The following is a 25,480-nucleotide window of genomic DNA, read 5'->3' on the forward strand; positions in this document are numbered from 1 at the left end:
TGGGATGACGCCCACAACGCGCCGGAAGCAGGCCCAGGGCGGACGGCTGAGCGGGCCGGCGGTCCCGGGACAGATGGGCCGGAGGTCCCGTCGACGGGGGTGATTGTCCTCTGCACCCGGACCGGCCCGGGCCCGCACGCTATGGGCAGCGAGGCGTACGCCCCGCAACATAAGCCCCGGAGGTCGTCATGAAGCGCAGGACCCTCGATCTCATCGTCGGCGCCGGACTGGTCGTCCTGGCCGGTCTGTTGCTGGTGGCCGGACTCGTGCTCACCAGCAACGCCAACTTCGCCAACGACTACGTGAAGAGTCAGCTCAGCCAGCAGCAGATCTCGTTCAAGACCGCCGACACGCTCACCGCCGAGGAGAAGCAGTCCGCGTGCCTGGTGCAGTACGCCGGGCAGCCGCTCAACTCCGGCAAGCAGGCCGAATGCTACGCCAACGAGTTCATCGGCCTGCACCTCAAGTCCATCGGCGGCGGCAAGACCTACGCCCAGCTCGGCGACGTGCAGACCGATCTGAAGACCAAGCTCGCCGCCGCGCAGAAGGCGAACGACACCGCGGCCGTCACCGACCTGCAGAAGCAGCTCACCGACACCAACACCACGCGGGAGACCGTGTTCAAGGGTGAGACGCTGCGCGGGCTGCTGCTGACGTCGTACGGGTTCAGCGAGTTCGGGGCCAAGGCGGCCCAGGCGGCGCTTGTCGCGTACCTCGCCGCCGGGCTGCTGCTCCTGCTCGGCGCGGCCGGGCTGGTCCACGCCGCCCGCACGCCGCGGAGCGCGGGCTTCGCGGTGCCGGAACTGGTCGCGAGCAAATGATCGCCGAGGCCGGCGCCCGAACCGGGGCGCCGGCCTCAAAAAGCCAAACCGAAAACAACGCCAAAACCGAAAAGAACGGCAAAACCGAAACGACGCCAAAACCGAAAACTCAGTACACCTCGATTTTGCCCGTCGGCCGCGGGCTGTAGCTGTCGTTGAAGAAGTACTCGCCGGGGTGTGTGAACGTGTAGGTGGCGGACTGCCCCGGCTGCAGGCGGAAGTCGAAGAGCCCCTCGAAGAACTGTGTCGCGCTGTGCTCGTTGACGTTGTCGACCGGGTTCACGAACGTGACAGTGGTGCCGACCGGCACGCGCAGGTGGGTCGGGGCCATCCCGTTCACGGCCGTCGACTCCACGGTGCCGACCTGCCCGGTGGTCGCGTTGTAAGTGCGGGCCAGGACGACCTTGTTGCCGACCGTGCTGCCCTCGACGGGGCCGCCGGAGACGGGGCGGCGCACCACCGGCGGGGGCGGGGTGGCCGCGGCGGGCACCGCGCCGCCGAGCTTGAACGACCAGAGGAAGTCGCCGCGGGGCGCCGAGTCGCCGTAGGGGATGCCCGTGCCGCCCGCGTAGACGGCGAGGTACTGCTCGCCGGCCACCTCGTACATGAGCGGGCTGCTGCTGATCGCGGCGCCGCACTGGAAGCGCCACAGCTCCCGGCCGTTCTCGGCGTCGAGGCACAGCAGGTTGCCGTCCGGCTGGCCGATGAAGGCCAGGTTGGCCGCCGTGGTCAGGATGCCGTTGCCGTGCGCGAGCGAGTACGGCATCCGGCGCTTCCACTTGACCCGGTTCGTGCTGACGTCCACGGCGACGACGCCGCCGGTCTGGTACTCCCCGGGGGGCCGCAGCCCGTTGCTCGACTCGGTCAGCGAGTGCGCCGCGGCGACGTAGCCGAAGCCGGTGTACACCAGGCCCGTGCTGTGGCTGAAGGACTGGTGGTTCCAGCAGGCGCCGCCGCCGTGGCCCGGGATGGAGAGCACCGGCACGTCCCAGTGCGGGTCGTAGAGGGCGCCCTGCACGTAGTTGGGCACCGCGCGGTTGGGGTCGCCGGGCACCGAGGTGCCGAGCGGCTGGTCGACGACGCGTTGCTCGGTCCAGCCGCCCTGGCGCGGGAACGGCTGGGTCGGCCACGTCTTCTGCCGTGCGTCCTGCGGCACCGGCCGCTCGTCGATGCCCAGCGGCGCCGAGCCGTCGGTGCGGTCGAGGATGAAGTACATGCCGGACTTGCTGCCGTACACGACGACCTTGCGCATGCGGCCGTGGATGCGCACATCCGCGAGCACCGGCGCCATGACGTTGTCCATGTCCCAGATGCCGTGGTGGATGGACTGGAAGTGCCAGCGGTACTGCCCCGTCTTGATGTCCATCGCGACGATCGAGCTGGAGAACAGGTTGGCCCCGCCGCGCTGCGAGCCGTCCTGCGACGAGCGGTTGCCGCGGGCGTTGCCGAAGGTCCAGTAGACGAGCCCGAGCTCCGGGTCGAGCGCCGGGTGGATCCACGGGGTGGCCCCGCCGGTCAGGTAGGAGTCGCCCTCCCACGTGTCGTTGCCGAGCTCGCCGGGGCCGGGCGCGCCCCAGAAGTGCCAGACGAGCTCGCCGTCGGCGGCGTTCACGGCGAGGGCGGCGCCGCGGTCGCCGTCGTGGGTGCCGATGTGCAGCAGGCCGTCGTGGTACGTGACGGCGACCTTCTCCATGTTGCCGTACCCGGTGATCTGCTTCTCCCACACGACCGCGCCGGTCTGCTGGTCGAGCGCGATGACCCAGTTGTCCTTGCCGTGCGTGTAGACGCGGCCCTGGCCCACGGCCACGCCGCGGCGGGTGACGGTGCCGCGGGTCTGGTGGTACGTCCACTTGGTCACGCCGGTGGCGCCGTCGACGGCGTGCACGTTGCCGAGCGCGGACTCGATGTACAGCACCCCGTCGACGGCGATGGCGGTGCTCTGGTTGGTGCCGGTGGTCAGGCCGCCTTCGATGCGGTTCACCCACGCGCCGCCGAGCCGGCGCAGCGAGCCGCGGTTGATGCGGGTGAGCGCCGAGAAGTTCTGGTTGCCGTAGTTGCCGCCGACCTTCGGGAAGTCGTGGGCCGGCGGGGTGGTGCACGGCGGTGGCGCGGCGGTGCCGAGCGGGACTCCTGCCGCGCCGACCGCGGACGCCGCGGCGCCCTTGAGTACTTGCCGACGATCCATGCCGCCTCCTAGGTCCGCCAGGCGGACCAATTGGTCCACGAATGACAGCAATGAATGTAGGACCCGGTGGCATTGATGAGCAAGGATCGGACCGCCTGGTGGTTCGCATCTTCCGTGGTCATCATCGCGGCGGTATAAGTAACTATCCAGTACGTTCACAGTCGACGTAGGAGCGCCGCATGCGCCTGTGCATCGCCACGGTCTGCCTGTCGGGCGCGCTGGAGGACAAGCTCGCCGCCGCGGCCGCCGCCCGCTTCAACGGCGTCGAGATCTTCGAGAGCGACCTCGTCGCGTCGCCCTGGTCGCCCGCCCGCGTGCGGCAGGAGTGCGAGCGGCGCGGCCTGACCATCGATCTGTACCAGCCGTTCCGCGACCTCGAGGCCGTCCCGCCGGACGTGTTCGCGGCCAACCTGCGCCGGGCCGGGCGCGTCCTGGACGTGGTCGAGGCGCTGGGCGCCGGCACGCTGCTCGTCACGTCGTCGGTGTCGCCGGACGCGGTCGACGACGACGACCTCGCCGCCGAGCAGCTGCACGCGCTGGCCGAGCGGGCCGCCGCCCGCGGCCTGCGCATCGCCTACGAGGCCCTGGCGTGGGGCCGGTTCGTCAACACCACCGCGCACGCCTGGCGGATCGTGCGCCGCGCCGGGCATCCCGCGCTCGGGCTGTGCGTGGACAGCTTCCACGTGCTCTCCCGGGGCGAGGACCCGGCCGCCCTGCGGGTGGTACCGGGCGCGAAGATCTTCCACCTGCAGCTGGCCGACGCCCCGCGGGTGCGCATGGACATCGTCGAGTGGAGCCGCCACCACCGGCTGTTCCCCGGGATGGGCTCGTTCGACCTGACCGGCCTCGTCGCCCACGTGCTGAGCACCGGCTACGACGGGCCGCTCTCGCTCGAGGTCTTCAACGACGTGTACCGCCAGGCCGACCCCCGCTACGCCGCCATCGACGGGATGCGGACCCTGCTGACCCTGCGCGAGAGCGGGCTGCCCGCGGTGCCGGGGCTCGGCGGCCACGCGTTCACCGAGCTCGCCGTCGACGACGTGTCCGGCCCGGCGATCGCGGGGGCCCTCGCGGCGCTCGGCTTCGCGGAGGCCGGCCGGCACCGCTCCAAGCCCGTCCGGCTCTGGCAGCAGGGCCGGGCCCGGGTGCTGCTCAACTTCGCCGCCCAGCGCACCGTCGAGCCGGGCACCGCGGCCATCTGCGCGCTCGGCGTGGAGAGCGCCGACCCGGCGCAGGGGGCCCAGCGCGCCGAGGCATTGCTGGCCCCGGTACTGCCCCGGCTGCACGACATCGGCGAGGCCGACCTGACCTCGGTGGCCGCGCCCGACGGGACCGCCGTGTTCCTGGTGCAGACCACGCCGGGGGGCTGGCTCGACGACTTCGCCGACACCGGCACGCAGGCCCCGGCCGACGGGCACGTGACCGGCATCGACCACGTCTCGCTGACCGAGTCGCTCGACGACTTCGACGAGGCCGCCGTCTTCTACCGCACGGTGCTCGGCCTCGGTACCCAGGAGACGACCGACATCGCCGCCCCGTTCGGCCTGATCCGCAGCCGCGTCGCCACCGACCCGGCCCGCCGGCTGCGCATCGCGCTCAACACCGCGCCGATGCGCCGCGGCGACTGGGCCCCGTCGGTGCCCGACCCGCAGCACATCGCGTTCGCCACCGACGACATCATCGCCAGCGCCCGGGCGATGCGCGCGCTCGGCGCCGCGGTGCTGCCGATCCCCGCGAACTACTACGCGGACCTCGACGCCCGCCTCGCGCTACCGGCCGAGCGCCTGGCCGAGCTGCGCGAGCACTCGATCCTCTACGACCGCGACGCGGACGGCGAGTACCTGCACTTCTACACGGAGATGCTGGGCTCGCGGATCTTCTTCGCCGTCGTGCAGCGCCTCGGCCGCTACGAGGGCTACGGCGACCCCGGCAGCATCCCGGTGCGGATGGCCGCCCACCGCGCGCGGCGGCTGGTCTCGGCGCGCGAGCCGGGCGACCGGCACGACTACTCGCTGGCCCACCTGACCGCGCTGAGCCTCTCCCCGCCCGAGCTCGTCGACGCGGCCGCCGACGCCGGCTACCGGTACGTCGGGCTGCGCCTGACCCGGGTAACCCCGCAGGAGCCGCACTACCCGCTCGCGACCGACCCGGCCCTCATGCACCGCACGAAGGTCCGTCTCGCCGCGACCGGCATCGAGGTGCTCGACATCGAGCTGGCCCGGATGAGCCCGGAGCGTTCGCCCCGCGACTACGTGCGCTTCCTGGAGGCCGGGGCCGAGCTGGGCGCCCGGCACGTCATCACCCAGCTGCCCGACCCGGACCGGGCCCGCAAGATCGACCGGTACGCCGAGCTGTGCGAGCTGGCCCGCCCGCTCGGGCTCACCGTGGACCTGGAGTTCCCGTCCTGGACCGAGACGCCCGACCTGCGCGAGGCGGTCCGGGTGCTGCGCGCCGCGGACCAGCCGAACGCGGGCATCCTGGTGGACCTGCTGCACTTCGCCCGGTCCGGCTCGAGCATCGCGGACCTGCGCCAGCTGCCCCCGCACTGGTTCCACTTCGCGCACGTCTGTGATGCGCCGGCCGGGGTACCGCCGACGAACGAGGGTCTGATCCACACCGCCCGGTTCGAGCGGCTGTTCCCGGGCGAGGGCGGCATCGACGTGCGCGGCATTCTCGACGCGCTGCCGCCCGGGCTGCCCTACGCGCTGGAGATCCCGCGGGCCATGCTGGTGGCCCAGATCGGCGCCAAGGAGCACGCCCGCCGGGCCCTCAGCGCGGCCCGCGACCACCTCGACCTCGCCGCGGTGCGATGACGTCCTCAGGGGCGGTACGTCGGCGTGATGCCCGGCGGGATGGGCCCCTTGATGCGCCGGCCGCCCTGCGTCTCCTCCCACGCGTGGGCGAGGATGCCGACGCTGCGGCCGAGCACGAACAGGCCGCGGGCCAGCGGCGGCGGGAAGCCCAGCTCGCCGTAGATGATGGCGGTGGAGCCGTCGATGTTCATCGGCACCGGGTCGATGACCGCCTCGACGGCGAGCCCCGCGGCGAGGAAGTCCCCGGCCACCACGCCGTCGTCGACGGCCCGCTGCACGAGCCCGACGAGCGGGTCGCGGCGCGGGTCGCGGGGGTGGAAGCGGTGCCCGAAGCCGGGCAGGTACTTGCTGCGCGCCTGCCAGCGCGCGACGGTCTGCGCCGCGGCCTCGGCCAGGTCCGTGCCCTGCGCGGCGAGGTCGCGGATCTCGGTGTACAACTCCAGGCACTGCTGTCCGGCACCACCGTGCACGTCGCCCATCACGTTGACCCCGTTGGCGATGGCGTTGTTCAGCCCGATCCCGCACGTCGCCGAGATCCGGGCGACGGCGATCGACGGCGCGTGCGGGCCGTGGTCCACCGAGGCGACCAGGGCGGCGTCGAGCAGCTCGGCCTGGCGCGCGTCCGGCAGGTCGCCGCGCAGCATCAGCCAGATCGCGTCGGTCAGCGTGGTCGCGCCGAGCAGATCCTGGATGGGGCGGCCGCGGAACTCGATGACGCCGGGCTCGATCCGGGAGACGGAGGTGGCCCACCAGTCGGCCACCTCCTGGACGTCGGTGCTCATTCGGCGACACCTTCCTTGAGACGCCATGCGGCGATGAGATCGGAGACGACGGCGGTGTGCTCGCCCAGCATCGGCGGCGGGGCCGGCGGGGTCAGCGGTACCCCGTCGAAGAGCACCCCGCTGCCCACCACGTCCAGCCGCCGCGCGGAGCCGTCCGGGAACGGCAGCTCGGTGATGAAGCCGCGATGAGCCAGCTGCTCGGACTCCAGCGCCTGCGGGACGGTCAGGATGCGCGCGGCGGGCACGCCGGCCGCGTTGAGCTCCCGCTCCCACTCGGCGGCCGGCCGGCGGCGCAGGGCCAGGTTCAGCTCCTCGTTGAGCGCCGCCCGGTGCGCCTTGCGAGCCTCGGGCGCGGCGAAGCGCGGGTCGGTCAGCAGCTCGGGGCGCTCGACGAGCCGGCACAGCGTCTCGTACTGCTCCTGCCGGTTCGCGGAGATGTTGAGCGGGCCGTCGGCGGCGTCGAACGTGCCCGACGGGGCCGCGGTGGCGTTCTGGTCGCCGGTCGGCTCGGGCGGCACACCGGCGAGGAGGTAGTTGGAGACGGTCCAGCCCATCGCGGAGATGGAGGCCTCGAGCATCGACACGTCGAGCTGGCAGCCGGCGCCGCTGTGGTGGCGGGCCGCGACGGCGGCGACGATCGCGAGCGCCGCGGCGAGGCCGCCGATGCTGTCGCAGACCGGGAATCCGACCCGCAGCGGTGCGGTGTCACGGGTCCCGGTCACGCTCATCATGCCGGAGAGCCCCTGGATGATCTGGTCGTAGGCGGGCGCCTGGCTCATCGGGCCGGTCTGGCCGAATCCGGTGATGGAGCACGCGATCAGGCGCGGGTTCAAGGCCTGCAGGCGTTGCCAGTCGTACCCGAGCCGGGCCAGGACCCCGGCGCGGAAGTTCTCCAGGAGCACGTCGGCCGCGCCGACGAGCTCCTCGAAGGTTTCGCGCCCGGCCGGGTCCTTGAGGTCGAGCTCGACGGACTTCTTGCCCGCGTTCTGGGCGAGGAAGGACGTGCCGAGGTACCGCTCGTTGAGCTCCGAGTCCGGGCCGAGCTGCCGGGCGAGGTCGCCGCGGCCCGGCACCTCGACCTTGACGACGTCGGCGCCCAGGAGCATGAGCTGGTAGCTGCAGTACGGGCCGGCGAGGACGTTCGTGAGATCGAGGACGCGGATGCCGTCTAGTGGTCGCGGCTGCATGCACCTGTCTCCTTCAGCGCTGCTCTCAGAGCTTCCTTCGGAGGTTCCTTCAGAGCGAACTGCCCAGTGGGTGGTCGAAGCCCCGCTCGGACATCCGCTGGGCGACGTCCTTGAGGTCGGCGGCGAACTCGGTCACGCGCTCCTCCGGGAAGCGCAGCGTCGGGCCGCTGAGCGACAGCACCGCGACGACCGCGCCCGCGCGGGAGAAGATCGGCACGGCGACGGCCGAGAGGCCCTCCTCGCGCTCGCCGTGGCTGACGGCGTAGCCCTGGTGGGCCGCCTCGTCGATCCACTCCTGCAGCCGCTTGATGTGCTGGTCGCCGTAGGGGGAGCTGCGCGCCACGCGCAGCAGGCGGGCCGGGGTCGCGTTGCGCAGCAGGACCTTCGACGAGGCGCCGGCCCACAGCGGCAGCTCGTCGCCGATGTGCACGACGTGCCGCAGCGGCTGCGGGCTCTCCTGCTGGGCGACGCAGACCCGGTAGATGTCCCGGGCGACGTAGACGTTGACCGTCTCGCGCCGCCGGGCGGCAAGGTCGCGCATCATCCGCTGCGTCTCCGGCGGCAGCTCCCAGCTGCGCCGGGCCAGGTGCGCCCAGCGCCACAGGCCCGGGCCGGCCATGTAGCCGGCGGTGGTGCCCCACAGCAGCCCGCACTGCTCGAGCGTCTGCACGAGCCGGATCACCGTCGTCTTGGCCAGCCCCGTGCCCTCGACGATGTCGCGGATCGAGACCAGCGGCCGATCCTCCGTGAGCAGCGTCAGGATGTCCAGCGCGCGCTGGACGCTGCGGACCCCCGGCGCGTCGGCCTCGGCCTCCTGATGCTCGACGCCGTCGCGGCCTGCCGTCTTCACCATGTTCGTGTCTCCATCGCTCGTCGCGCCCTGGACGCCGATTGTCGCAACTTTCTCGACTCGGGCTCTTGCCAGCGGCTGTCGGCCGCCCGTACGTTACACCCAGTCCGCATAGCGGTCCAGATGTACCGCCGAGCGGTTTGCAGCGAGGGAGCGCCATGCTGAATGCGATCCTCGGATCGGAGTCCCCGGTCGTGGCCCCGGCTCTGCTTGCGGGGGAGTGGCGGGCGGACGGTGCGCAGGCCGAGCGGGTCGGGCCGTACGTGCGCCGGGTGGTCAGCCGGGCCGTGCTCGCCGACGATCAGGCGGTCCGCACCGCGGTTCAGTACGCCCACCAATCGGCCCGGCGGATGGCCGCGCTGGCCCCCGCGGCCCGGGCCGAGGTGCTCGAACGCGCCGCCGAACTCGCCGTACGCCACCGCGACGCGATCGCCCGGCTCCTCGCCCTCGAGCTCGGCAAGCCGCTCAAGGACGGCCGCGGCGAGCTCGACCGCGTCGCCGACACCTTCGCCGTCTGCGCCGCGGAGACCCGCCGCATCGGCGGCGAGCTGCTGCCGGTCGCCGGCTGGGCCCGAGGCGTCGGCAACACCGCCCTGACCTACCGCGCCCCCGCCGGCGTCGCCCTGGCCATCACGCCGTTCAACGCCCCGGCCAACCTGCTCGCCCACAAGCTCGGCGCCTCGTTCGCGGCCGGCAACGCCACAATCGTCAAGGCCCCGCCGCAGGCCCCGGCCGTCTCCGCGGCCGTCGTCGCCCTCCTGCTGGAGGCGGGCGCCCCGATGGAGGCGGTGCAGCTGCTGCACGGCGGCGGCGACGTCGGGGCCGCGCTGTGCGCCGCGCCGGAGGTCGCCGTCATCAGCTTCACCGGCAGCGTCGAGACCGGCGCGGCCGTGGCCCGCGCCGCCGGGGCCAAGCGCCTCGTGCTCGAGCTCGGCGGCAACGCGGCCACGATCGTGTGCGAGGACGCCGACATCGCGCAGGCCGCCGCCGTGTGCGCCCGCACCGGCTACACCAACTCCGGGCAGAGTTGCATTTCGGTGCAGCGGGTGTACGTCCAGCGCGTCCGCTACGCCGAGTTCGCCGCCGCGTTCGGCAAGGAGGTCGCGGCGCTGAAGGTCGGCGACCCGCTCGACCCGGAGACCGACGTCGGCTCGATGGTCGACGACGCGGCCGCCGAACGGGTCGCGACCTGGGCCGCGCAGGCCGCCGCCGACGGTGCGACGATCGCGCTCGGCGGCACCCGCACGGGCGCGACGCTCAGCCCGACCGTCGTGCTCGACCCGCCCGCCGGCGCCGACGTGGTCGCCCGCGAGGTCTTCGGCGCGCTCGTGGCGGTGCTGCCCTACGACGACTTCGACGAGGTTCTCGCCGCGTGCAACGGCAGCCGGTACGGCCTGCAGGCGGGCCTGTTCACCCGCGACATCGGCCGGATCGTCACCGCCTGGCGGGAGCTGGAGGTTGGCGGGCTCGTCGTCAACGGCTCGTCCAACTTCCGCCTCGACCACGTGCCCTTCGGCGGGGTCAAGGACTCCGGCTTCGGCCGCGAGTCGCCCGCCTGCATGATCGAGGACTACACCGTCGTCAAAACCCTGCTGCTGCGCGGCCTGTCGATCTGGGGTACCCAGGCATGAGGGCGGCCGTGCTCACCGCGCCCGGGGCCGTCGAGGTCACCGGCGACTGGCCCGAGGCCGAGTGCGGGCCCGGCGACGTCGTCGTCGCCGTGCGGGCCGTCGGCATGTGCGGGTCCGACCTCGCCGTCGTCGACGGCCGCCGGGCCGTGCCCCACCTGCCCTGGGCGCTGGGGCACGAGGCCATCGGCGACATCGTGCGGGTCGGCGCCGGCGTGGCGCCCGGCCGGGTCGGGCAGCGGGTCGCCGTCGAGCCCAACTTCCCGTGCCTGCGCTGCCCGGCCTGCGCGGACGGTCGCACCGCGGTCTGCCCGAACCGGCGCATCCTCGGCATCAACGAGCCCGGCGCGCTGCGCGAGCGGGTCGCCGTGCCGGCCCGGTTCGCCTGGCCCGCCCCGCCCGGCCTCGCCGACGAGGACCTGGTCTGCGTCGAGCCGCTCGCCGTCGCGCTCGCCGCGCTGGCTCGCGCCGGCCTCACCGCCGGAGAGCGCTGCCTCGTGGTCGGCGCCGGCGCGCAGGGCCTGCTGGTGTGCCTGGCCGCGCGGGCGCTCGGCGCGGTGCCGTTCGTCATCGACCCGCACGCCGGCCGGCTCGCCACCGCACTGGAGCTCGGCGCCGCGGCGGCCCCGGACGACGGGCTGTTCCCGGTGGTGTTCGAGACCTCCGGTGCCCCGCCGGCCCTGGAGACCGCCGTCGAGCGGGCCGCGCCCGACGGCCGGATCGTCCTCATCGGACAGAGCAGCACCCCGGCCCGGCTGTCCACGTTCACCGTCGTCCAGCGGCGGCTGACGCTGCGGGGCTGCCTCATCTACGACCACCCCGGCGACTTCGCGGCCGCCGTCGCGCGGGTCGCGGAGCTGCGCCCGGGCCGCATCCTGCGCGGCCGGTACCCGCTCGCCGGGGTGGCCGACGCGTTCGCCCGGGCACGGGAGCTGCCCGGGAAGACCTGGATCACGTTGGAGGAACCGCCGCGATGAGCGCCGAGACGAAGACGACCGCCGCCGAGGCGCTCGTCACTCAGCTGGAGGCGTACGGGGTGCGGTACGTCTTCGGCACCTGCGGGCACACGAACATCGCACTGCTCGACGCCATCGGCCGCAGCTCGATCGAGTTCGTCATCGCCCGCCACGAGCAGGCCGCGGCCCACGCCGCCGACGGCTACGCCCGCGCCTCCGGCAAGCCTGGCGTCGTCCTGCTGCACGTCGGGCCCGGGATGATGAACGCGGTCACCGGCGTGGCCACCGCGGCGCTGGACTCGGTGCCGATGGTCGTGATCGCCGGCGACGTGCCCTCCTACATGCACGGCCGGCACCCGCACCAGGAGGTCAACCTCCACGCCGACGCCGACCAGACCGCCATCTACCGCCCGTTCGTCAAACGCGCCTGGCACGCGCACCGGGTCGAGGACCTGCCGCGCTTCCTGGAGCGGGCCTTCTGGACCGCAACCTCCGGCCGCCCCGGCGCGGTGCTGCTCAACGTCCCGATGGACCTGTTCTCGCGGCCGCTGGACTTCGAGGACCACCCGTTGCCGGCCGCCGTCACCGTGCCCGCCCTCGCCGACGCCTCCCGCATCGCCGAGCTGCTGGCCGGGGCCGAGCGGCCGCTGGTGTACCTCGGCGGCGGCCTCGGCCGCGGCGAAGGCCGCCGGGCGCTGCTGTCCCTGGCCGAGCACCTCGACATCCCGGTCGCGCATTCGCTCATGGCCAAGGGCGCGCTGCCCGACCGCCATCCGCTCGTGATGGGCATGACCGGCTTCTGGGGCCTCGAGGTGACAAACACCTACGCCCTGGAGGCCGACGTCGTGCTGGCCATCGGCACCCGGTTCGCCGAGACCGACGCCAGCTCCTGGAACCCCGCCTACACCTGGCGGATCCCGCCGACCCGGCTGATCCAGATCGACATCGACCCGGCCGAGATCGGCCGCAACTACCCCGTCGAGATCGGCGTGGTCGCCGACGCCACCCAGGCCGTGCGGGCCATCGACGCCGCGGTGCGCCGGGCCGTGCCCGAGCCGGTGCGCCGCCCGGGCCTGCGCGAGCAGATCCACGCCGCCCGCACCGCCCTGTTCGAGGGCAGCACCGAGCGGGGCCGCAGCGCGGACTTCCCGCTGCGCCCCGAGCGCATCCTGCTCGACCTCCGCGAGACCCTGCCGCCGGACACGATCCTCGTCACCGACGTCGGCTGGAACAAGAACGGCGTGGCGCAGTGCTACCCGCTGCCGCCCGAGGGCCGCTTCATCACCCCCGGCGGCGCGTCCACCATGGGCTTCGGCCCCGCCGCGGCGCTCGGCGTGCAGATCGCCGAGCCCGACCGGGTCGTCGTCGCGCTGGTCGGCGACGGCGGCATGAGCGCTCAACTGCCGGCCCTGCCGATGGCGGTCGAGCGGGGGCTGCCCGTGCTGTTCGTGGTCATGAACAACCGGGCCCACGGCACCATCGCCGACCTGCAGGCCGCGAACTTCGGCCGGCAGTACGGCTGCGAGTTCACCGACCCCGACGGCCGCCCGTACAGCCCGGACTTCGCCGCGCTGGGCCGGGCCTGCGGCGCCGACGGGTACCAGATCGAGCGCGTCGAGGACCTGCGCGGCGCGCTGCGAACCGCCGAACGCCGCCGCCGCCCAGCGGTGCTCGACGTCGCGATGGTCAACGAGCCGGTGCCAACCCCTGGGCACTGGAACATCAAGGACATCTACCAAGGTCTTTTTGACTGAGAGGTGATGCGCATCATGTCCACGCAACGCTTCCGCATCCTTGCCGGCACCACCCTGCTCGCCCTCGCGCTGACCGCCTGCAGCGCGCCGGGGGAGAAGAAGAACGACACCCAGAACGCCGCCGGACCGATCAAGCTCGCCCTCGTCGACGCCCAGAGCGGCCAGCTGTCCTCGCTGGGCGCCTGGGAGCTCAAGGGGGCCAAGCTCGCGGTCGAGGAGTGGAACAAGGCCGGCGGCGTCAACGGCCGGCAGATCCAGCTCGACGTGTTCGACGACCAGGGCGACCCGACGGTCGGCACCAACCTGGCGCGGAAGATCGCCTCGGAGGGGTACGTCGCGATGATCGGCACCGCCGAGAGCGCCGTGACGATCGCGATGGCCCCGATCCTGCAACAGGCCCAGATCCCGAACATCACCTCGGGCCAGTCGACCGGCCTCGTGGCCGTCAAGAGCCCGTTCCTGTTCCTCAACGGCCCGACCAGCACCACCTACGACGAGACCCTCGCGAAGTACATCGTGGACACCAAGGGCATCAAGTCGATCGCGCTGATCACGAACAACGGCTCGTACGGCAAGGGCGAGCACGACGCGTTCCTCAAGGCCCTGCAGTCCCGCGGCGTCACCCCGGTCGCGGACCAGGTCGTCACCACCGACCAGAAGGACTTCAGCGCCGCCCTGTCCACCATCCGCAGCAAGAACCCGCAGCTGATTTTCCTCGGCGCGGAGGAGGTCGAGTCCGGGCTCATCGTCAAGCAGGCCCGCGACCTCGGCATCACCGTGCCGTTCGCCGGCGCCGCGCCGCAGGGCACGCCGGTGTTCCTCAACACCGCGGGCGCGGCCAACGTCGAGGGCACCATCGTGAGCTCCCCGTACCTGTCCAACGACGTCAGCGACGCGGCGAAGAAGTTCGCGGCGGCGTACAAGGCCGCCTACAACGAGGACGCGGAGCTGCACGGCGCCAAGGCCTACGACGGCACCCAGATCGTGCTCACCGCGCTGAAGACGAGCAACGCGGCGACGGGCAAGCCGCTCGCCGACGCGATCCGGGGCACGAAGTACAAGGGCCTGCTCGGCGACTTCGCCTACGACGACACGGGGGTCGGCATCTTCGCCACGTCGATCGGGGTCATCACCAGCGGTAAGCTCCAGGCCGCCAAGGGCTGAGCCGTTCCCCTCTTCACCGGGGCGCCGTCGCGACGGCGCCCCGGTCCGGCCTCGGGAGAGCCATGCAAGTCACACTGCAAACGCTTATCGGCGGGCTGAGTCTCGGCGCCGTCTACGCCCTTGTCGCCATGGGCTTTTCGCTGGTGTACCGCACGATGGGCCTCGTCAACTTCGCCCACGGCAACGTGGTGACGCTCGGCGCCTATGTCGCGTCGACGTTCTACATGTCCGCGAAGCTGCCCTTCGCGCTGGCGATGGTCGTCGCGATCGTCGTCACCGGGCTGGTCGGCCTCGTCATCGAGTTCGTGCTGCGGCCGCTGGAGAACAAGGACTTCGACCTGATGCTGATCGGCACGATCGGCTTCGGCATCGTGCTCGACGCCCTCGCCATCATCATCTGGGGCGCCACCGGCCGGGCCGTGCGCTCGCCCGTGCCCGGCGCGCCGCTGGACCTCTTCGGCCTGCGCATCCGCACGTATGACCTGGTGGTGCTGCTCATCGCCGCCGTCGCGATGCTGCTGCTCATGCTGTTCCTGCAGCGCACCAAGCGCGGCACGGCGATGCAGGCGGTCGCGATGGACCACGAGGCCGCCACCGCCGTCGGCATCCACGTCGGGCGCAGCAACTCCCTCGCGTTCGTCATCGGCGCCGGCCTCGCCGCGCTCGCCGGCGGGCTCGTCGGGCCGCTGCTGTACGTCAGCCCCACGATGGGCGGGGCCCTGGGTATCAAGGGCTTCGCGGGGGCGATTCTCGGCGGGTTCGGCAGCATCCCCGGCGCCATCGTCGGTGGCCTGGCCATCGGCGTGCTCGACGCGTTCGCCGCCGGGCACTTCCAGGGCTACTCCGAGCTCGTGACGTTCCTCGTCTTCACCGCCATCATCATGATCCGGCCCACCGGCATCTTCGGCGAGCGGACGGTGAACCGGGCATGAGCGGTACGAAGCGCAGCGGAGTGGCCGCTCATCATGAGGCTCAGCCTTCGTCCTGCCGGCGCCGGAGCGCAGCGGAGGTGACGGCATGAAACGCCGCCTCGCCATCCTGGCTGTGGTCGCGGCCGCCCTGTGGATGCTGCCGTACGCCCTGGACTCCTACGCCATCCACGTCGTGGACGTCACGCTCATCTTCGCCCTGCTCGCCATCGGCCTCGGCCTCGCCATGGGCATCGCCGGGCAGGTCAACCTGGCCCAGGTTGCGTTCTTCGGCGTGGGCGCCTACACGGTGGCGATCCTGACGACGCACAACGGCTTCGGCTTCTGGACCGCGGCGCTGCTGGCCCTGGTCGCCACCGCCGTCACCGGCCTGTTCGTCGGTACCCCGGCGCTGCGGGTCCAGTCGCACTACCTCGGCATCGTCACGCTCGGCCTCGCGCTGGCCTTCACCAACTGGGTCACCAACGCCGCGGTCGCGGGCGGCGCCGAGGGCATCAACGCCATCCCGGTGCCGCAGTTCCCCGGCGTCGACCTTTCCAGCGAGTACCTCTTCTACTACCTCGAGCTCATCGTGTTCGCGATCGCGCTGGCCTTCGGCCTGTTCGTGGTCCGCACGCCGCTGGGCCGGCGCATGCGGGCCATGCGCGACGACCCGCTGGCGGCGGGGGCGGTCGGGGTCGAGGTACCGATGCTGCGTATGACCGCCTTCGCGCTCGCCAGCGTCTACGGCGGCACCGCCGGCGTGCTCTACGCCGGGCTCGTGCGCTACGTCGCGCCCGAGTCGTTCAGCATCGCCAACATGTTCCTGCTCCTCGCGATGGTCATCATCGGCGGGCGGCAGAGCCTGCTCGGCTGCGTCGCCGGCGCCGTGACGCTGTCGCTGCTGCGCGAGCTGCTGTCCGACTACCCGACGTACGCCCAGGTCGTCTACGGCAGCATCGTCGTGCTCGTGGTCGTCTTCGCCCCGACGGGCCTGGCCGGGCTGCCTTCCCGGTTCCGCCGTCGCCGGGCGGGCCCACGGCAGGAGCTGCGACCGTTCACGCCGTTCGATCTGGCGTCCACAGAGGACTCGCGGCCGCTGCTGGAGCTTTCTGACATCAGCAAGCAGTTCCGCGGCCTGCGCGCGCTCGACGAGGTCTCCCTGACCGTCGGGGCCGGCGAGATCCGCGGCATCGTCGGGCCCAACGGCTCCGGCAAGACGACGCTGTTCAACGTCATCACCGGTCTCTACAAGCCCACCGCGGGCTCGGTCTCGTTCGCCGGCGCGCAGGTGACCGGCGCGGCGCCCTACCGGCTGGCCCAGGCCGGCATGGCCCGCACCTTCCAGAACCTGCGGCTGTTCGGCGCGCTCAGCGTGCGCGAGAACGTCCTCGTCGCCCTCGATCGGACCCGGACCCGTTCCATCTGGCGGTACCCGCTGTGGCCGCTGGGCGTGTGGCGGCAGGACCGGGCCCTGCGCGCCGCCGGCGACGAGCTGCTCGGCCGCTTCGGCCTCGCCGACTTCGCCGATGCCCGGCCGAGCGCCCTGCCGTACGGCATCCAGCGCCGCGTCGAGATCGCCCGCGCGATGGCCCAGCAGCCGCGGCTGCTGCTGCTCGACGAGCCGGCCGCCGGCCTCAACGGCGAGGAGGTCCGCCAGCTCAGCGAGATCGTCCGCTCGATCCGCGACAGCGGCGTCACCGTCGTGCTCATCGAGCACAACATGGGCCTGGTCATGTCGCTGTGCGAGCGGGTGACCGTCCTGGCCAGCGGCCGGATCATCGCCGACGGCACCCCGGCCGTGGTCGCGATCGCCCCGGCGGTCGTGGAGGCGTACCTCGGCGACTCGATGGCCGACACCGTCGAGCAGGTCGTCATCGAGGAGGTCGGCCGATGAGCCCGGATGCGCTGACGGTCGAGGACCTGACCGTGCGGTACGGCGGCGTCTGCGCGGTCGAGCAGGTCTCCTTCACCGTCCCGGCCGGCGGGTGCGTCGGCATCATCGGCGCCAACGGCGCCGGGAAGACCTCGACGCTCAAGGCGGTCCTGGGCCTGGTGCCGCGCACGGTCGGCGGCCTGCGCCTGAACGGCGAGGACGTCTCGCGCGTGAAGGCCCGCGACATGGTCCGCCACGGCGTCGGCTACGTGCCCGAGGGCCGGCACGTGTTCCCGGGTCTGAGCGTGGAGAAGAACCTGATGCTGGGCGCGTACGCCCAGCGCTGGAACGCTTCGGTCCGAACGCAGCTCGACGAGGTCTTCGCGCTGTTCCCGGTGCTGGGGGAGATGCGGGCGCGGCTGGCCGGGGCGCTGTCCGGCGGCCAGCAGCAGATGCTCGCCATCGGCCGCGCGCTCATGTCCCGCCCGAAGCTGCTGCTGCTCGACGAGCCGTCGATGGGGCTGTCGCCGAAGCTGGTGGAGGAGATCCTGGCCGCGCTGCAGCGCCTGGCCGCCGACGGGCTGAGCATGCTGCTGGTCGAGCAGAACGCGAAGCTCACCTTCGAGGCGACCGACCGCTGCCTGGTGATGGAGAACGGCACCGTGGCGATGACCGGCTCCTCGTCCGAGCTGCGCCACGACACCCGGGTACGGAAGGTGTACCTGGGTCTGTGAACCGTGCCGTCAGCGCAGGAACGCCGAAACGCGCTCCGCTACGACCGGCGCCGTCCTGCCTTCCGGACCGAAGTGGTTCAGGCCCGCGACGGTCTCGATCGTGGCGTCGCCGAGGGTGTCCTTCAGGCGATCGGTCTGGGTGAGGATCGCGGCGGCCGTCCGGCTGCCCCGGAGAATCAGCACCGGCACGGTGACGGCCGCATAGTCGGCGAGACGACCCATGCGGGCCGCGATCTGCTCGTGCTCGGCCAGGTTGGCGCCGAGCAGCGGCCGCATGTGTTGCCAGGTCGCGCCGCGGAAGCCGACCCGCATCGCGAAGCGCAGGTACCAGTACGGCATCCTGGTCACGAAGGCGGGCGCCCCGCCGGAGCCCCGGATGAAGTGCACGAACGCCCCGTACGGATCTCCGGCCGCCAGCCGCTCGCGGTACGGCTCCATCCAGGCGGTGGCGAACGGTTCGCACGGCACGCCCGGCTCGTAGAGCGCGATGCGGTCGAACACGGCGGACCGCCGTGCGGTCTCGAGGACGGCGAGCCCTCCGAAACTGTGGCCGAACACGAGCCGTGCCCCGGTCGCGGCCTGCACGGCGAGCAGGTCGTCGGCCTCGCGGTCCAGCGAGTAGTCCGGCCCTTGCGGGCCACTGGCCCCGCGCCCCCGCCGGTCGACGACGTGCACCGTGCACGACCGGGCCAGCGCACGGCCCAGCGGCAGGTAGTCCTCCGCGGTCCGCAGCGCGCCCCCGACGACGATGAGGCCGGGGCCGTCGCCCATGGTCCGATAGGCGATCTTCGTACCGTCGGCGGAGACCACGGTCCCTGGCCGTTCCAGCAGCGCGGGGTCTGTCGCACTCATGCGGGTCGCTCCTGTTCCATGCGGTCGAGGGTGCTGAGCAGACGTTCGGTGTGCTCGGCGTACTGCGCGTACGGCACGCCGCTGTGCTCGACGAAAACGGCCAGCCGATCCTCGAAGTCACGCCGGACGGTGGTCACGAGCCGCTGGCCCTTGTCGGTGAGGCTCAGCCGCCGGCGGTTGCCCCCGGCGGGGTCGGGCTCGACGTTGAGCAACCCGTCGGCGGCCAGGACGGCGGTCATGCGGCTGACCGAAGGCTCGGTCACGCCGAGCTCGTCGGCGAGGGCGCGCTGGGTCGACGCTCCCAGCTCGCCGACGAAGACGAGCGCGAGGAAGCGGTGGTAGGAGATGTCGTGCTGGGCCCGCAGGAGCCGGTCGCCCATCCGGTCCAGACGGGCAGTGAGCACGTGCAAGGCAAAGCTCAGGTTGTGCGCCACGCCCATAACTTAGCAGACTAACTTAGCTTCGCAAGTTACCTGCCGGCCCCGCGGCGACGATAAGGTTTCTGATCTGCCGGGGCGGTCGGACGGGCGAAATTATTCCGGAGCCCGTGTCGATCCGCGGGCCGCTCGTTCGACCTGAGGGTGCGCGAGCCGAGAGGCGGCCCGCTGACGAGGAGGACACGATGTCGAAGTACATGCTGATCATGCGGGGCACCGACGAGTCGAACGCGGCCATGATGGCTGACATCGAGGAGCTGATGACCACGACCCGCCAGTTCATCGAGGAGATGATCAAGGCCGGGGTTCTCCTCGCGGCCGAGGGGCTGGACGATGCGCGCCAGGGCGTCGTGGTCGACTTCAGCGGCGAGGCCCCGGTGGTCACGGACGGGCCGTACGGCGAGACCAAGGAACTGTTCGGGGGCTTCTTCCTGCTCGATGTCGCCTCGAAGCAGGAGGCGGTCGAGTGGGCCAAACGGGTACCGGCGGCTCGCGGGTCCAAGATCGAGATCCGGCGGGTGCCCGAGAGCGACGAGGTCCCGCAGGCCGGCGAATGATCGTCGAGGACTGGACCCGCGGACCCTCGCGGCGGCGCCCGGGCTGGGCCGGGTACGGGAGCGAGGGCCGGATCTGATGGGTACGGCCGATGTCGAGGCCGTCTGGCGGATCGAGTCGGCGCGGATCGTCGCCGCGCTGACCCGGTTCACCGGCGATTTCGGGCTGGCCGAGGACGCGGCCCAGGAGGCCGTGGCCGAGGCGCTGGTGTCGTGGCCGCTCGCCGCCCCGGCCAATCCGGCCGGCTGGCTGATGGCCACGGCCCGGCGGCGGGCGATCGACGCGATCCGCCGCCGGGCGGCGCTGCAGGACCGGTACGCCCTGCTGGCGGCGGACCCGGCGGCCGACTCGGCGGTCGACGAGGAAGTCGACCCCGACCGGATCGACGACGACGTCCTGGCGCTGATGTTCATCAGCTGCCACCCGGTGCTCTCCCCGGAGGCCCGGGTGGCGCTGACCCTGCGGGTGGTCGGCGGCCTGTCCAGCGAGGAGATCGCCCGCGCGTTCCTCGTACCCGTGCCGACCGTGCAGGCCCGCATCACCCGGGCCAAGAAGACGATCGCGGCGGCCGGGGTACCGTTCGAGCTGCCGCCGGCCGGCGAGCGCCGGGAGCGGCTGGGCGGCGTGCTCAGCGTCATCTACGTGATCTTCACCGAGGGGTCGACGGCCACGTCGGGCGAGCGGCTGCTGCGCCGCGACGTCGCGTACGAGGCGATCCGGCTGGCCCGCACGCTTGCCGCACTGCAACCGGACGAGCCCGAGGTGCACGGTCTGCTCGCGCTGTGCGAGCTGACGGCCGCGCGCTTCCCGGCCCGGACCGCCCCGGACGGCTCGCCGATCCTGCTGGAGGACCAGGACCGGCGGCGGTGGGACATCTCGGCGATCCGCCGTGGGCTGGCCGCGCTGGCCAAGGCGTCGGCTCGCGGGCTCGGCCCCTACGGACTGCAGGCCGCGATCGCCGCCACCCACGCGTCGGCGCACGCGGTCGAGGCGACCGACTGGGACCGGATCGTGGTGCTCTACGAGGCGCTCGGCCGGGTCGCGCCCTCGCCGGTGGTGGAGCTCAACCGGGCCGTCGCCGTGGCCATGGCCTCGGGTCCGGCGCCGGCCCTGGCCATCGTGGACGAGCTGATCGCCTCGGACCGGCTCCCCGGTTCGCATCTGGTTCCGACCGTGCGCGGTGAACTGCTGGCCCGGCTCGGCCGGCTCCCGGAGGCGCGCGCCGAGCTGGAGCTCGCGGCCCGGCTGTGCACCAACCAGCGCGAACGCTCGGTGCTGCTGCGCAAGGCGGCCACGCTGGGCTGACTCCTCCCACTCGGGCTTCTCCCACTCGGGCTTCTCCCACACGGCTTGTCCCACTCGGGCAGGATCACCGAGGTGACCATCGACGAAGCGACGAAGGCGGTAGTGGCGGCGGCTCGAGCGCGTTCGGCCGCTCTCGTCGCCGGCGACCGACGGCGGCTGGCGGCGCTCCTGCATCCCCGGCTGCGGTGGACCACGTACCGAGGAGCTGTCCTCGACCGCGAGCAGTACCTGACCGGCAACGTCGGTGGCGCTCTGGTCTGGGTCGAGCAGACGCTGCTGGACGTCGACGTCCAGATCGTCGGGGACGCCGTCGCGGTCCTGACCGCGCTGGTCGTCGACGTGGTGAACCGCGACGGGGTGCAGGAGACGTTCCGGCTGCGCTTGACGCAGACCTGGGTCAACTCCGCCGACGGCTGGCAATGTCTCGCCGGGCATGCCGGGCCACGAGTGGATTGACCGGGCGACCGGCAGCCGCACGCCGGCGGTCAGCCAGCGAGTGCGGCCAGGCGGCTCGCGAGCTCGGTCGCGGCCGTGCGCAGCTCGGGCGGGTCCAGCACCTGCGCCTCGTAACCGAGACGCGCCACGTGTACCGCGATGACGTCCAGGCGGTCGGCGGCGGCGACGAGTACGCACCAGCCGTCGCGGTCGTCCTCGACCCGGCCGACCTGGGGCGGGACGCGCTCGCGGACCTCCTGGGCGGCGGCCCGGAGGCGGACCCGGGCCACGTGCCGGTACGGCGCCTCGGCCACCGCGCGCTGGACGAAGGCGGCCGGGTCCGGGTGCTCGCGCGGGCGGAAACGCCACGTCGTCGCCTCCACCGTGCGCATGCGGTCGAGGCGGAACGTGCGCCAGTCGTCACGGTCGGCGTCCCAGGCCATCAGGTACCACCGCCGCCCGGTCGTCACCAGCCGGACCGGTTCGACCGTGCGCTCGGTGTCCGAGTACAGGAACCGCACGCGTACGGCGTCGCGGCAGGCGCAGGCCAGCGTCATCAGGACGTCGGCGTCGATCTCCACGCCCGGGCCGATCAGCGTCTCCGTCGCGCCGTGCACCGCACGGACCTCGGCCCGCAGCCGCGGCGGCATCACCTGGTCGAGCTTGGCCAGGGCGCGCAGTGCGGCCTCGCCCGCGCCGGCCACCGTCCCGGCCGAGGCCAGGCGCAGCGATACCGCGGTCGCGATCGCCTCCTCGTCGTCCAGCAGTAGCGGCGGCAGCCGTGTGCCGGCGCCCAGCTGGTAGCCGCCGCCCACCCCGCCGGTCGCGTGCACGGGGTAGCCCAGCGAGCGCAGCCGCTCCACATCGCGGCGGATCGAACGGTCGGTGACGTGCAGCTCCGCGGCCAGTTCCGTCGCCGTCCACGAGGCCCGCCGCTGCAGCAGCGCGAGCAGTCGCAGCACCCGTTCGGCGGTCATGGGCTCGATCATGTCACCAATCGCGGACCGTATCTGTCCGCGATTCCGGGCAGACTGTGGGACATGACTGAGACGCGTACCGTGCAAGTCGCGATCGACTGTGCCGACCCGGCCGCGCTGGCCGGCTTCTGGATCGAGGCGCTCGGCTACAAGCTGCAGGACCCGCCGCCCGGCTTCGGCAGCTGGGACGAGGCGCTCGACGCGATGAACATCCCGGCGGAGGACCGCAACCGTGCCTCGGCGATCCTGCACCCGGAGGGTCTCGGGCCGCGGGTGTTCTTTCAGCGGGTACCGGAGGGCAAGCAGGTCAAGAACCGCATGCACCTCGACGTCCGGGCCGCGCCGGGGCTGCAGGGCGAGGAGCGGATGGCCGCGCTGGAGGCGGAGGCCGACCGGCTGACCGGCCTCGGCGCGAAGCGTCTCGCGCGCCACGAACCCCGGCCCCCGCTGGCGTCCGGGCACATCGTGATGGCCGACCCGGAGGGCAACGAGTTCTGCCTCGACTGACATGTAAGTTTCCGCGCGACCCTGCGCCGAACGCACGAAACCGCACGAAACCATTGACGTAGATCAGTGCCCGGTCGACCGTGAGCGCTCACAGTCGATGAGGGAGCGGGCATGCGGGCACTGATCGCCGTCACGCTGCTGATGGTCGGGCTCGGGGTCGCGGTGGTGAACCAGGCGAGCGCGGCCGCGGCCGGGTGCTCGGTCGCGTACAAGGTGACCAACCAGTGGCAGGGTGGCTTCGGCGCCGACGTCACCGTCACCAACCTGGGCGACCCGGTCACCGCGTGGACGCTGGGCTGGACGTTCGCCAGCGGCCAGAGCGTCACCCAGGCCTGGAACGCCACCGTGACCCAGTCCGGCACGGCGGTCACCGCGAAGAACGTGAGCTACAACGGGAGCATCGCGACCGGCGGTACCGTCAACTTCGGCTTCAACGGCGCCTGGACGACGAGCAACCCGGTCCCGGGAGCGTTCACGGTGAACGGGGTCGCGTGCACGGGATCGCCGACGGCATCGCCCTGTGCCACGCCGTCGCAGAGCGCTAGCCACAGCACGAGCCCAAGTGCAAGTACGAGCCCGAGCGCGAGCACGAGTCCGAAGCCGAGCGCCAGCTCGAGCACGCAGCCGAAGATCACCATCTGGCTCGCGGGGGACTCCACCGTCGCCAACCCGTCCGGCGGCGTGTGCCCGGTCGGGTGGGGCAGCCAGTTCGCGCCGCTGTTCAACGCCAACGTGACCGTCAAGAACCAGGCGGTGGCCGGGCGCAGCATCCAGACCTGGATGTACGACCCGAACGTCACGTCCACCAAGGACGGCAGCGGCGAGTGCGTCATCAGCCCGAACACGTACTCGACCCGCTGGCAGGGCATGCTCGACGCGAGCACAGGCATGAAGTCCGGCGACTACCTGTTCATCCAGTTCGGTATCAACGACGGCGACTCGGCCTGCCCGCGGCACGTGGGCTCGGCACGGTACAAGCAGCTGCTCGGGGTCATGGCCGCCGCCGCGAAACAGCGCGGGGTGAAGGTCGTCATGCTCACGGCCGTCGCCGCGATCACGTGCAGCGGCAGCACCGCGACGGGCAACCGCGGCTTCCTGACCGAGACGAACGACGCCGCGAGCGCGAACGGTGTGCCGGTCATCGACCTGCACAAGCTGTCCTACACGTACTACACCGGTGCGGGGCTGTGCCCGAACAACGGCGACTACACCCAGGGCGCCGTCGGGGCCTTCTTCTGCAACGACCACACGCACTTCGAGACCGCCGGCGCCGTGCAGATCGCCAAGCTGGTCGCGACCGCGGTGCGCAACCAGAAGCTGGATCTCATCGGATACCTCAAGTGAGGGCCGCACTGCGCATCGCCGCCGCCGTGACCGGCGCCGTGCTGGCCGGGACCGGGGTCGCCGTTGCGCTGGCCGCGACCGGTGACGGCTCGCCCGGTGACGCGAACATCGCGTTCGTCGGGCGCTGGGACCGCACCAACTCGAGCGCCTATGTGCCGAACTGGGCCGGGGCCTACCTGCGCACGGGGTTCACCGGCACCACCGTGAAACTCAAGCAGCGCGGGACCATCGACGTGTACTTCAGCATCGACGGCGGCGCCGTGCAGTACACGCAGAACGTGTCCGGCACGGTGAACCTGACGCCGACCAAGCTGGCGGCCGGCAACCACACGCTCATGGTCTCCTACCGTGTCGTGGCCGGCTCGTACACCGGCGACGCCGTCTTCCAGGGGCTCGTCCTGGACTCCGGCGCCAAGACGCTGCCCGCGAACGTGTCGCCGAAACTGGTCGAGTTCGTCGGCGACTCGATCACCGTCGGCACGACGTCGTCGAAGAACGCGCTCACCGCGTACGGCTGGCTCACCGGCGAACAGCTGGGCGTGCGGCACACGCAGATCGGCTACGGCGGCGGCTGCCTGGTCGCCACCGCGGACGGCTGTGTGTCGGTGGCCGCGCAGTTCCTGAAGACCGGCTACTCGTCGACCAGCGCGAACTGGGACTTCAGCCGGTACACCGCCGATGCCGTCGTCATCAACCTGGGTACCAACGACAAGAGCCACGGCGTCTCGTCGGCCGACTTCCAGGCCGGGTACGTCGCCTTCATCAAGACCGTGCGCGGCAAGTACCCGAACGCCGCGATCCTCGCCCTCGAGACGTTTTCGAAGAGGTACGCGGCCGAGACCCAGGCCGCGGTGGCGACGCAGAACACCGCCGGCGACCGCAACGTGTACTACGTCAACACCGAGGGCTGGCTGCCGAGCGACGGCCTGAGCGACAGCGTCCACCCGAACGACAAGGGCCACCAGGCGATCACGGCGAAGCTGGCCCCGATCGTGGCGGCGAGGCTGACCCCGACCACGAGCCCGAGCGCGTCGACCAGCCCGAGTTCCAGCACGAGCCCGAGCGCAACGACGCCGCCGCCGGCCGGTAGGTGCTCGGTCGCGTACAAGATCACGAACTCGTGGCAGGGCGGCTTCCAGGGCGACGTCACCATCACGAACCAGGCCTCGAGCGCCGTGAACGGCTGGGCGCTGCGCTGGGCGTTCGCCGGCGGCCAGACGGTGACCCAGGCCTGGAACGCCACCACGACGCAGTCCGGCACGGCGGTGACCGCGAGCAACGCGACCTGGAACGCAACGATCCCGGCGGGCGGCACGGCGGCGTTCGGCTTCACCGGCACCTGGACGAGCATTAACCCGGCCCCGACCGACTTCACGCTCAACGGCACCCGCTGCGCGGCGGTCTGAACGG

The 25,480-nt window shown here is 72.2% G+C and carries 22 protein-coding genes; 15 read left to right on the top strand and 7 right to left on the bottom strand.

The annotated features are described in order from the left end of the window. The first annotated feature begins 188 nt into the window (after nucleotides 1–188). A complete protein-coding gene (locus tag ACPPVO_RS20525; protein ID WP_426512812.1) occupies nucleotides 189–821 on the top strand; it encodes a hypothetical protein in 633 nt (210 codons plus the stop codon). A gap of 109 nt (nucleotides 822–930) precedes the next feature. On the opposite strand, the gene ACPPVO_RS20530 is transcribed toward ACPPVO_RS20525, so the two are convergent. Then, nucleotides 931–3,006, bottom strand: coding sequence for a PQQ-binding-like beta-propeller repeat protein (locus tag ACPPVO_RS20530; protein ID WP_426512813.1), 2,076 nt, complete (start codon nucleotides 3,004–3,006; stop codon nucleotides 931–933). A 179-nt stretch (nucleotides 3,007–3,185) separates the two neighbouring features. On the opposite strand from ACPPVO_RS20530, the gene ACPPVO_RS20535 reads away from it, so the two are divergent. After that, nucleotides 3,186–5,819, top strand: a complete 2,634-nt coding sequence (locus tag ACPPVO_RS20535; protein WP_426512814.1) for a TIM barrel protein — start codon at nucleotides 3,186–3,188, stop codon at nucleotides 5,817–5,819. Between the two features lie 5 nt (nucleotides 5,820–5,824). Here ACPPVO_RS20535 and ACPPVO_RS20540 read toward each other — a convergent pair whose 3' ends face one another. Genes ACPPVO_RS20540 through ACPPVO_RS20550 form a run of 3 tightly spaced genes read right to left on the bottom strand, consistent with a single transcriptional unit; the run spans nucleotide 5,825 to nucleotide 8,641 of the window. Next, nucleotides 5,825–6,601 (bottom strand): citryl-CoA lyase, encoded by a 777-nt coding sequence (locus ACPPVO_RS20540; protein WP_426512815.1) that lies wholly within the window; start codon nucleotides 6,599–6,601, stop codon nucleotides 5,825–5,827. Beyond that, the gene (locus tag ACPPVO_RS20545) at nucleotides 6,598–7,788 is read right to left on the bottom strand and encodes a CaiB/BaiF CoA transferase family protein (protein ID WP_426512816.1); all 1,191 of its coding nucleotides are present in this window, start codon (nucleotides 7,786–7,788) and stop codon (nucleotides 6,598–6,600) included. Before ACPPVO_RS20545 ends, ACPPVO_RS20540 begins: the two co-directional genes overlap by 4 nt. Nucleotides 7,789–7,837: 49 nt before the next feature. Continuing rightward, nucleotides 7,838–8,641, bottom strand: a complete 804-nt coding sequence (locus tag ACPPVO_RS20550; RefSeq protein WP_426512817.1) for an IclR family transcriptional regulator — start codon at nucleotides 8,639–8,641, stop codon at nucleotides 7,838–7,840. Nucleotides 8,642–8,796: 155 nt separating this feature from the next. On the opposite strand from ACPPVO_RS20550, the gene ACPPVO_RS20555 reads away from it, so the two are divergent. The 7 genes from ACPPVO_RS20555 (at nucleotide 8,797) to ACPPVO_RS20585 (ending at nucleotide 17,658) form a co-directional block, all read left to right on the top strand. Next, on the top strand, nucleotides 8,797–10,269 hold the full coding sequence (locus tag ACPPVO_RS20555) for an aldehyde dehydrogenase family protein (protein ID WP_426512818.1): 1,473 nt from the start codon (nucleotides 8,797–8,799) through the stop codon (nucleotides 10,267–10,269). Next, complete coding sequence (locus tag ACPPVO_RS20560; RefSeq protein ID WP_426512819.1) at nucleotides 10,266–11,243, top strand: zinc-dependent alcohol dehydrogenase; 978 nt, start codon at nucleotides 10,266–10,268, stop codon at nucleotides 11,241–11,243. Before ACPPVO_RS20555 ends, ACPPVO_RS20560 begins: the two co-directional genes overlap by 4 nt. Next, nucleotides 11,240–12,976 carry a thiamine pyrophosphate-binding protein gene (locus ACPPVO_RS20565; RefSeq protein ID WP_426512820.1) on the top strand — a complete coding sequence of 579 codons (1,737 nt, stop codon included), beginning with the start codon at nucleotides 11,240–11,242 and terminating at the stop codon, nucleotides 12,974–12,976. Before ACPPVO_RS20560 ends, ACPPVO_RS20565 begins: the two co-directional genes overlap by 4 nt. A gap of 15 nt (nucleotides 12,977–12,991) precedes the next feature. Continuing rightward, nucleotides 12,992–14,140, top strand: coding sequence for an ABC transporter substrate-binding protein (locus tag ACPPVO_RS20570; protein ID WP_426512821.1), 1,149 nt, complete (start codon nucleotides 12,992–12,994; stop codon nucleotides 14,138–14,140). Nucleotides 14,141–14,202: 62 nt separating this feature from the next. Then, the gene (locus ACPPVO_RS20575) at nucleotides 14,203–15,072 is read left to right on the top strand and encodes a branched-chain amino acid ABC transporter permease (RefSeq protein WP_360382951.1); all 870 of its coding nucleotides are present in this window, start codon (nucleotides 14,203–14,205) and stop codon (nucleotides 15,070–15,072) included. Nucleotides 15,073–15,157: 85 nt separating this feature from the next. Beyond that, nucleotides 15,158–16,945: an ABC transporter permease subunit gene (locus tag ACPPVO_RS20580; protein ID WP_426512822.1), complete on the top strand. Its 1,788-nt coding sequence runs from the start codon at nucleotides 15,158–15,160 to the stop codon at nucleotides 16,943–16,945. Beyond that, nucleotides 16,942–17,658 carry an ABC transporter ATP-binding protein gene (locus tag ACPPVO_RS20585; RefSeq protein ID WP_426512823.1) on the top strand — a complete coding sequence of 239 codons (717 nt, stop codon included), beginning with the start codon at nucleotides 16,942–16,944 and terminating at the stop codon, nucleotides 17,656–17,658. Before ACPPVO_RS20580 ends, ACPPVO_RS20585 begins: the two co-directional genes overlap by 4 nt. A 9-nt stretch (nucleotides 17,659–17,667) precedes the next feature. On the opposite strand, the gene ACPPVO_RS20590 is transcribed toward ACPPVO_RS20585, so the two are convergent. Together ACPPVO_RS20590 and ACPPVO_RS20595 are read right to left on the bottom strand one after the other, a co-directional pair. Next, entirely contained in the window at nucleotides 17,668–18,510 is an 843-nt protein-coding gene (locus ACPPVO_RS20590; RefSeq protein ID WP_426512824.1) for an alpha/beta fold hydrolase, read from the bottom strand. Then, complete coding sequence (locus ACPPVO_RS20595) at nucleotides 18,507–18,944, bottom strand: MarR family winged helix-turn-helix transcriptional regulator (RefSeq protein WP_426512825.1); 438 nt, start codon at nucleotides 18,942–18,944, stop codon at nucleotides 18,507–18,509. The genes ACPPVO_RS20590 and ACPPVO_RS20595 overlap by 4 nt, the downstream gene beginning before the upstream one ends. A 188-nt stretch (nucleotides 18,945–19,132) precedes the next feature. Here ACPPVO_RS20595 and ACPPVO_RS20600 point away from each other — a divergent pair, with 188 nt between their 5' ends. The 3 genes from ACPPVO_RS20600 to ACPPVO_RS20610 all read left to right on the top strand — a co-directional run bounded on the left by ACPPVO_RS20600 (nucleotide 19,133) and on the right by ACPPVO_RS20610 (nucleotide 21,263). Beyond that, nucleotides 19,133–19,504 (top strand): YciI family protein, encoded by a 372-nt coding sequence (locus tag ACPPVO_RS20600; RefSeq protein WP_426512826.1) that lies wholly within the window; start codon nucleotides 19,133–19,135, stop codon nucleotides 19,502–19,504. A gap of 76 nt (nucleotides 19,505–19,580) precedes the next feature. Continuing rightward, nucleotides 19,581–20,807 (top strand): RNA polymerase sigma factor, encoded by a 1,227-nt coding sequence (locus ACPPVO_RS20605; RefSeq protein WP_426512827.1) that lies wholly within the window; start codon nucleotides 19,581–19,583, stop codon nucleotides 20,805–20,807. 72 nt (nucleotides 20,808–20,879) lie between these two features. Further along, complete coding sequence (locus ACPPVO_RS20610) at nucleotides 20,880–21,263, top strand: nuclear transport factor 2 family protein (protein ID WP_426512828.1); 384 nt, start codon at nucleotides 20,880–20,882, stop codon at nucleotides 21,261–21,263. A 29-nt stretch (nucleotides 21,264–21,292) separates the two neighbouring features. Here ACPPVO_RS20610 and ACPPVO_RS20615 read toward each other — a convergent pair whose 3' ends face one another. Further along, nucleotides 21,293–22,219: a helix-turn-helix transcriptional regulator gene (locus tag ACPPVO_RS20615; RefSeq protein WP_426512829.1), complete on the bottom strand. Its 927-nt coding sequence runs from the start codon at nucleotides 22,217–22,219 to the stop codon at nucleotides 21,293–21,295. 63 nt (nucleotides 22,220–22,282) lie between these two features. On the opposite strand from ACPPVO_RS20615, the gene ACPPVO_RS20620 reads away from it, so the two are divergent. The 3 genes from ACPPVO_RS20620 (at nucleotide 22,283) to ACPPVO_RS20630 (ending at nucleotide 25,476) form a co-directional block, all read left to right on the top strand. Continuing rightward, entirely contained in the window at nucleotides 22,283–22,726 is a 444-nt protein-coding gene (locus ACPPVO_RS20620; RefSeq protein ID WP_360382967.1) for a VOC family protein, read from the top strand. A gap of 111 nt (nucleotides 22,727–22,837) precedes the next feature. Then, entirely contained in the window at nucleotides 22,838–24,070 is a 1,233-nt protein-coding gene (locus tag ACPPVO_RS20625) for a cellulose binding domain-containing protein (RefSeq protein WP_426512830.1), read from the top strand. Further along, nucleotides 24,067–25,476, top strand: coding sequence for a cellulose binding domain-containing protein (locus tag ACPPVO_RS20630; protein ID WP_426512831.1), 1,410 nt, complete (start codon nucleotides 24,067–24,069; stop codon nucleotides 25,474–25,476). The genes ACPPVO_RS20625 and ACPPVO_RS20630 overlap by 4 nt, the downstream gene beginning before the upstream one ends. The last annotated feature ends 4 nt before the right edge of the window (nucleotides 25,477–25,480 follow it).

Source organism: Dactylosporangium sp. McL0621, from assembly GCF_049995355.1.
Taxonomy (GTDB): Bacteria; Actinomycetota; Actinomycetes; order Mycobacteriales; family Micromonosporaceae; genus Dactylosporangium.

What these genes read in the sequence shown, in the direction of transcription:
- ACPPVO_RS20525 (WP_426512812.1), top strand. Translation starts at nt 189, where the DNA reads ATGAAGCGCAGGACCCTCGATCTCATCGTCGGCGCCGGACTGGTCGTC.
- ACPPVO_RS20530 (WP_426512813.1), bottom strand. Translation starts at nt 3,006, where the DNA reads ATGGATCGTCGGCAAGTACTCAAGGGCGCCGCGGCGTCCGCGGTCGGC.
- ACPPVO_RS20535 (WP_426512814.1), top strand. Translation starts at nt 3,186, where the DNA reads ATGCGCCTGTGCATCGCCACGGTCTGCCTGTCGGGCGCGCTGGAGGAC.
- ACPPVO_RS20540 (WP_426512815.1), bottom strand. Translation starts at nt 6,601, where the DNA reads ATGAGCACCGACGTCCAGGAGGTGGCCGACTGGTGGGCCACCTCCGTC.
- ACPPVO_RS20545 (WP_426512816.1), bottom strand. Translation starts at nt 7,788, where the DNA reads ATGCAGCCGCGACCACTAGACGGCATCCGCGTCCTCGATCTCACGAAC.
- ACPPVO_RS20550 (WP_426512817.1), bottom strand. Translation starts at nt 8,641, where the DNA reads ATGGTGAAGACGGCAGGCCGCGACGGCGTCGAGCATCAGGAGGCCGAG.
- ACPPVO_RS20555 (WP_426512818.1), top strand. Translation starts at nt 8,797, where the DNA reads ATGCTGAATGCGATCCTCGGATCGGAGTCCCCGGTCGTGGCCCCGGCT.
- ACPPVO_RS20560 (WP_426512819.1), top strand. Translation starts at nt 10,266, where the DNA reads ATGAGGGCGGCCGTGCTCACCGCGCCCGGGGCCGTCGAGGTCACCGGC.
- ACPPVO_RS20565 (WP_426512820.1), top strand. Translation starts at nt 11,240, where the DNA reads ATGAGCGCCGAGACGAAGACGACCGCCGCCGAGGCGCTCGTCACTCAG.
- ACPPVO_RS20570 (WP_426512821.1), top strand. Translation starts at nt 12,992, where the DNA reads ATGTCCACGCAACGCTTCCGCATCCTTGCCGGCACCACCCTGCTCGCC.
- ACPPVO_RS20575 (WP_360382951.1), top strand. Translation starts at nt 14,203, where the DNA reads ATGCAAGTCACACTGCAAACGCTTATCGGCGGGCTGAGTCTCGGCGCC.
- ACPPVO_RS20580 (WP_426512822.1), top strand. Translation starts at nt 15,158, where the DNA reads ATGAAACGCCGCCTCGCCATCCTGGCTGTGGTCGCGGCCGCCCTGTGG.
- ACPPVO_RS20585 (WP_426512823.1), top strand. Translation starts at nt 16,942, where the DNA reads ATGAGCCCGGATGCGCTGACGGTCGAGGACCTGACCGTGCGGTACGGC.
- ACPPVO_RS20590 (WP_426512824.1), bottom strand. Translation starts at nt 18,510, where the DNA reads ATGAGTGCGACAGACCCCGCGCTGCTGGAACGGCCAGGGACCGTGGTC.
- ACPPVO_RS20600 (WP_426512826.1), top strand. Translation starts at nt 19,133, where the DNA reads ATGTCGAAGTACATGCTGATCATGCGGGGCACCGACGAGTCGAACGCG.
- ACPPVO_RS20605 (WP_426512827.1), top strand. Translation starts at nt 19,581, where the DNA reads ATGGGTACGGCCGATGTCGAGGCCGTCTGGCGGATCGAGTCGGCGCGG.
- ACPPVO_RS20615 (WP_426512829.1), bottom strand. Translation starts at nt 22,219, where the DNA reads ATGACCGCCGAACGGGTGCTGCGACTGCTCGCGCTGCTGCAGCGGCGG.
- ACPPVO_RS20620 (WP_360382967.1), top strand. Translation starts at nt 22,283, where the DNA reads ATGACTGAGACGCGTACCGTGCAAGTCGCGATCGACTGTGCCGACCCG.
- ACPPVO_RS20625 (WP_426512830.1), top strand. Translation starts at nt 22,838, where the DNA reads ATGCGGGCACTGATCGCCGTCACGCTGCTGATGGTCGGGCTCGGGGTC.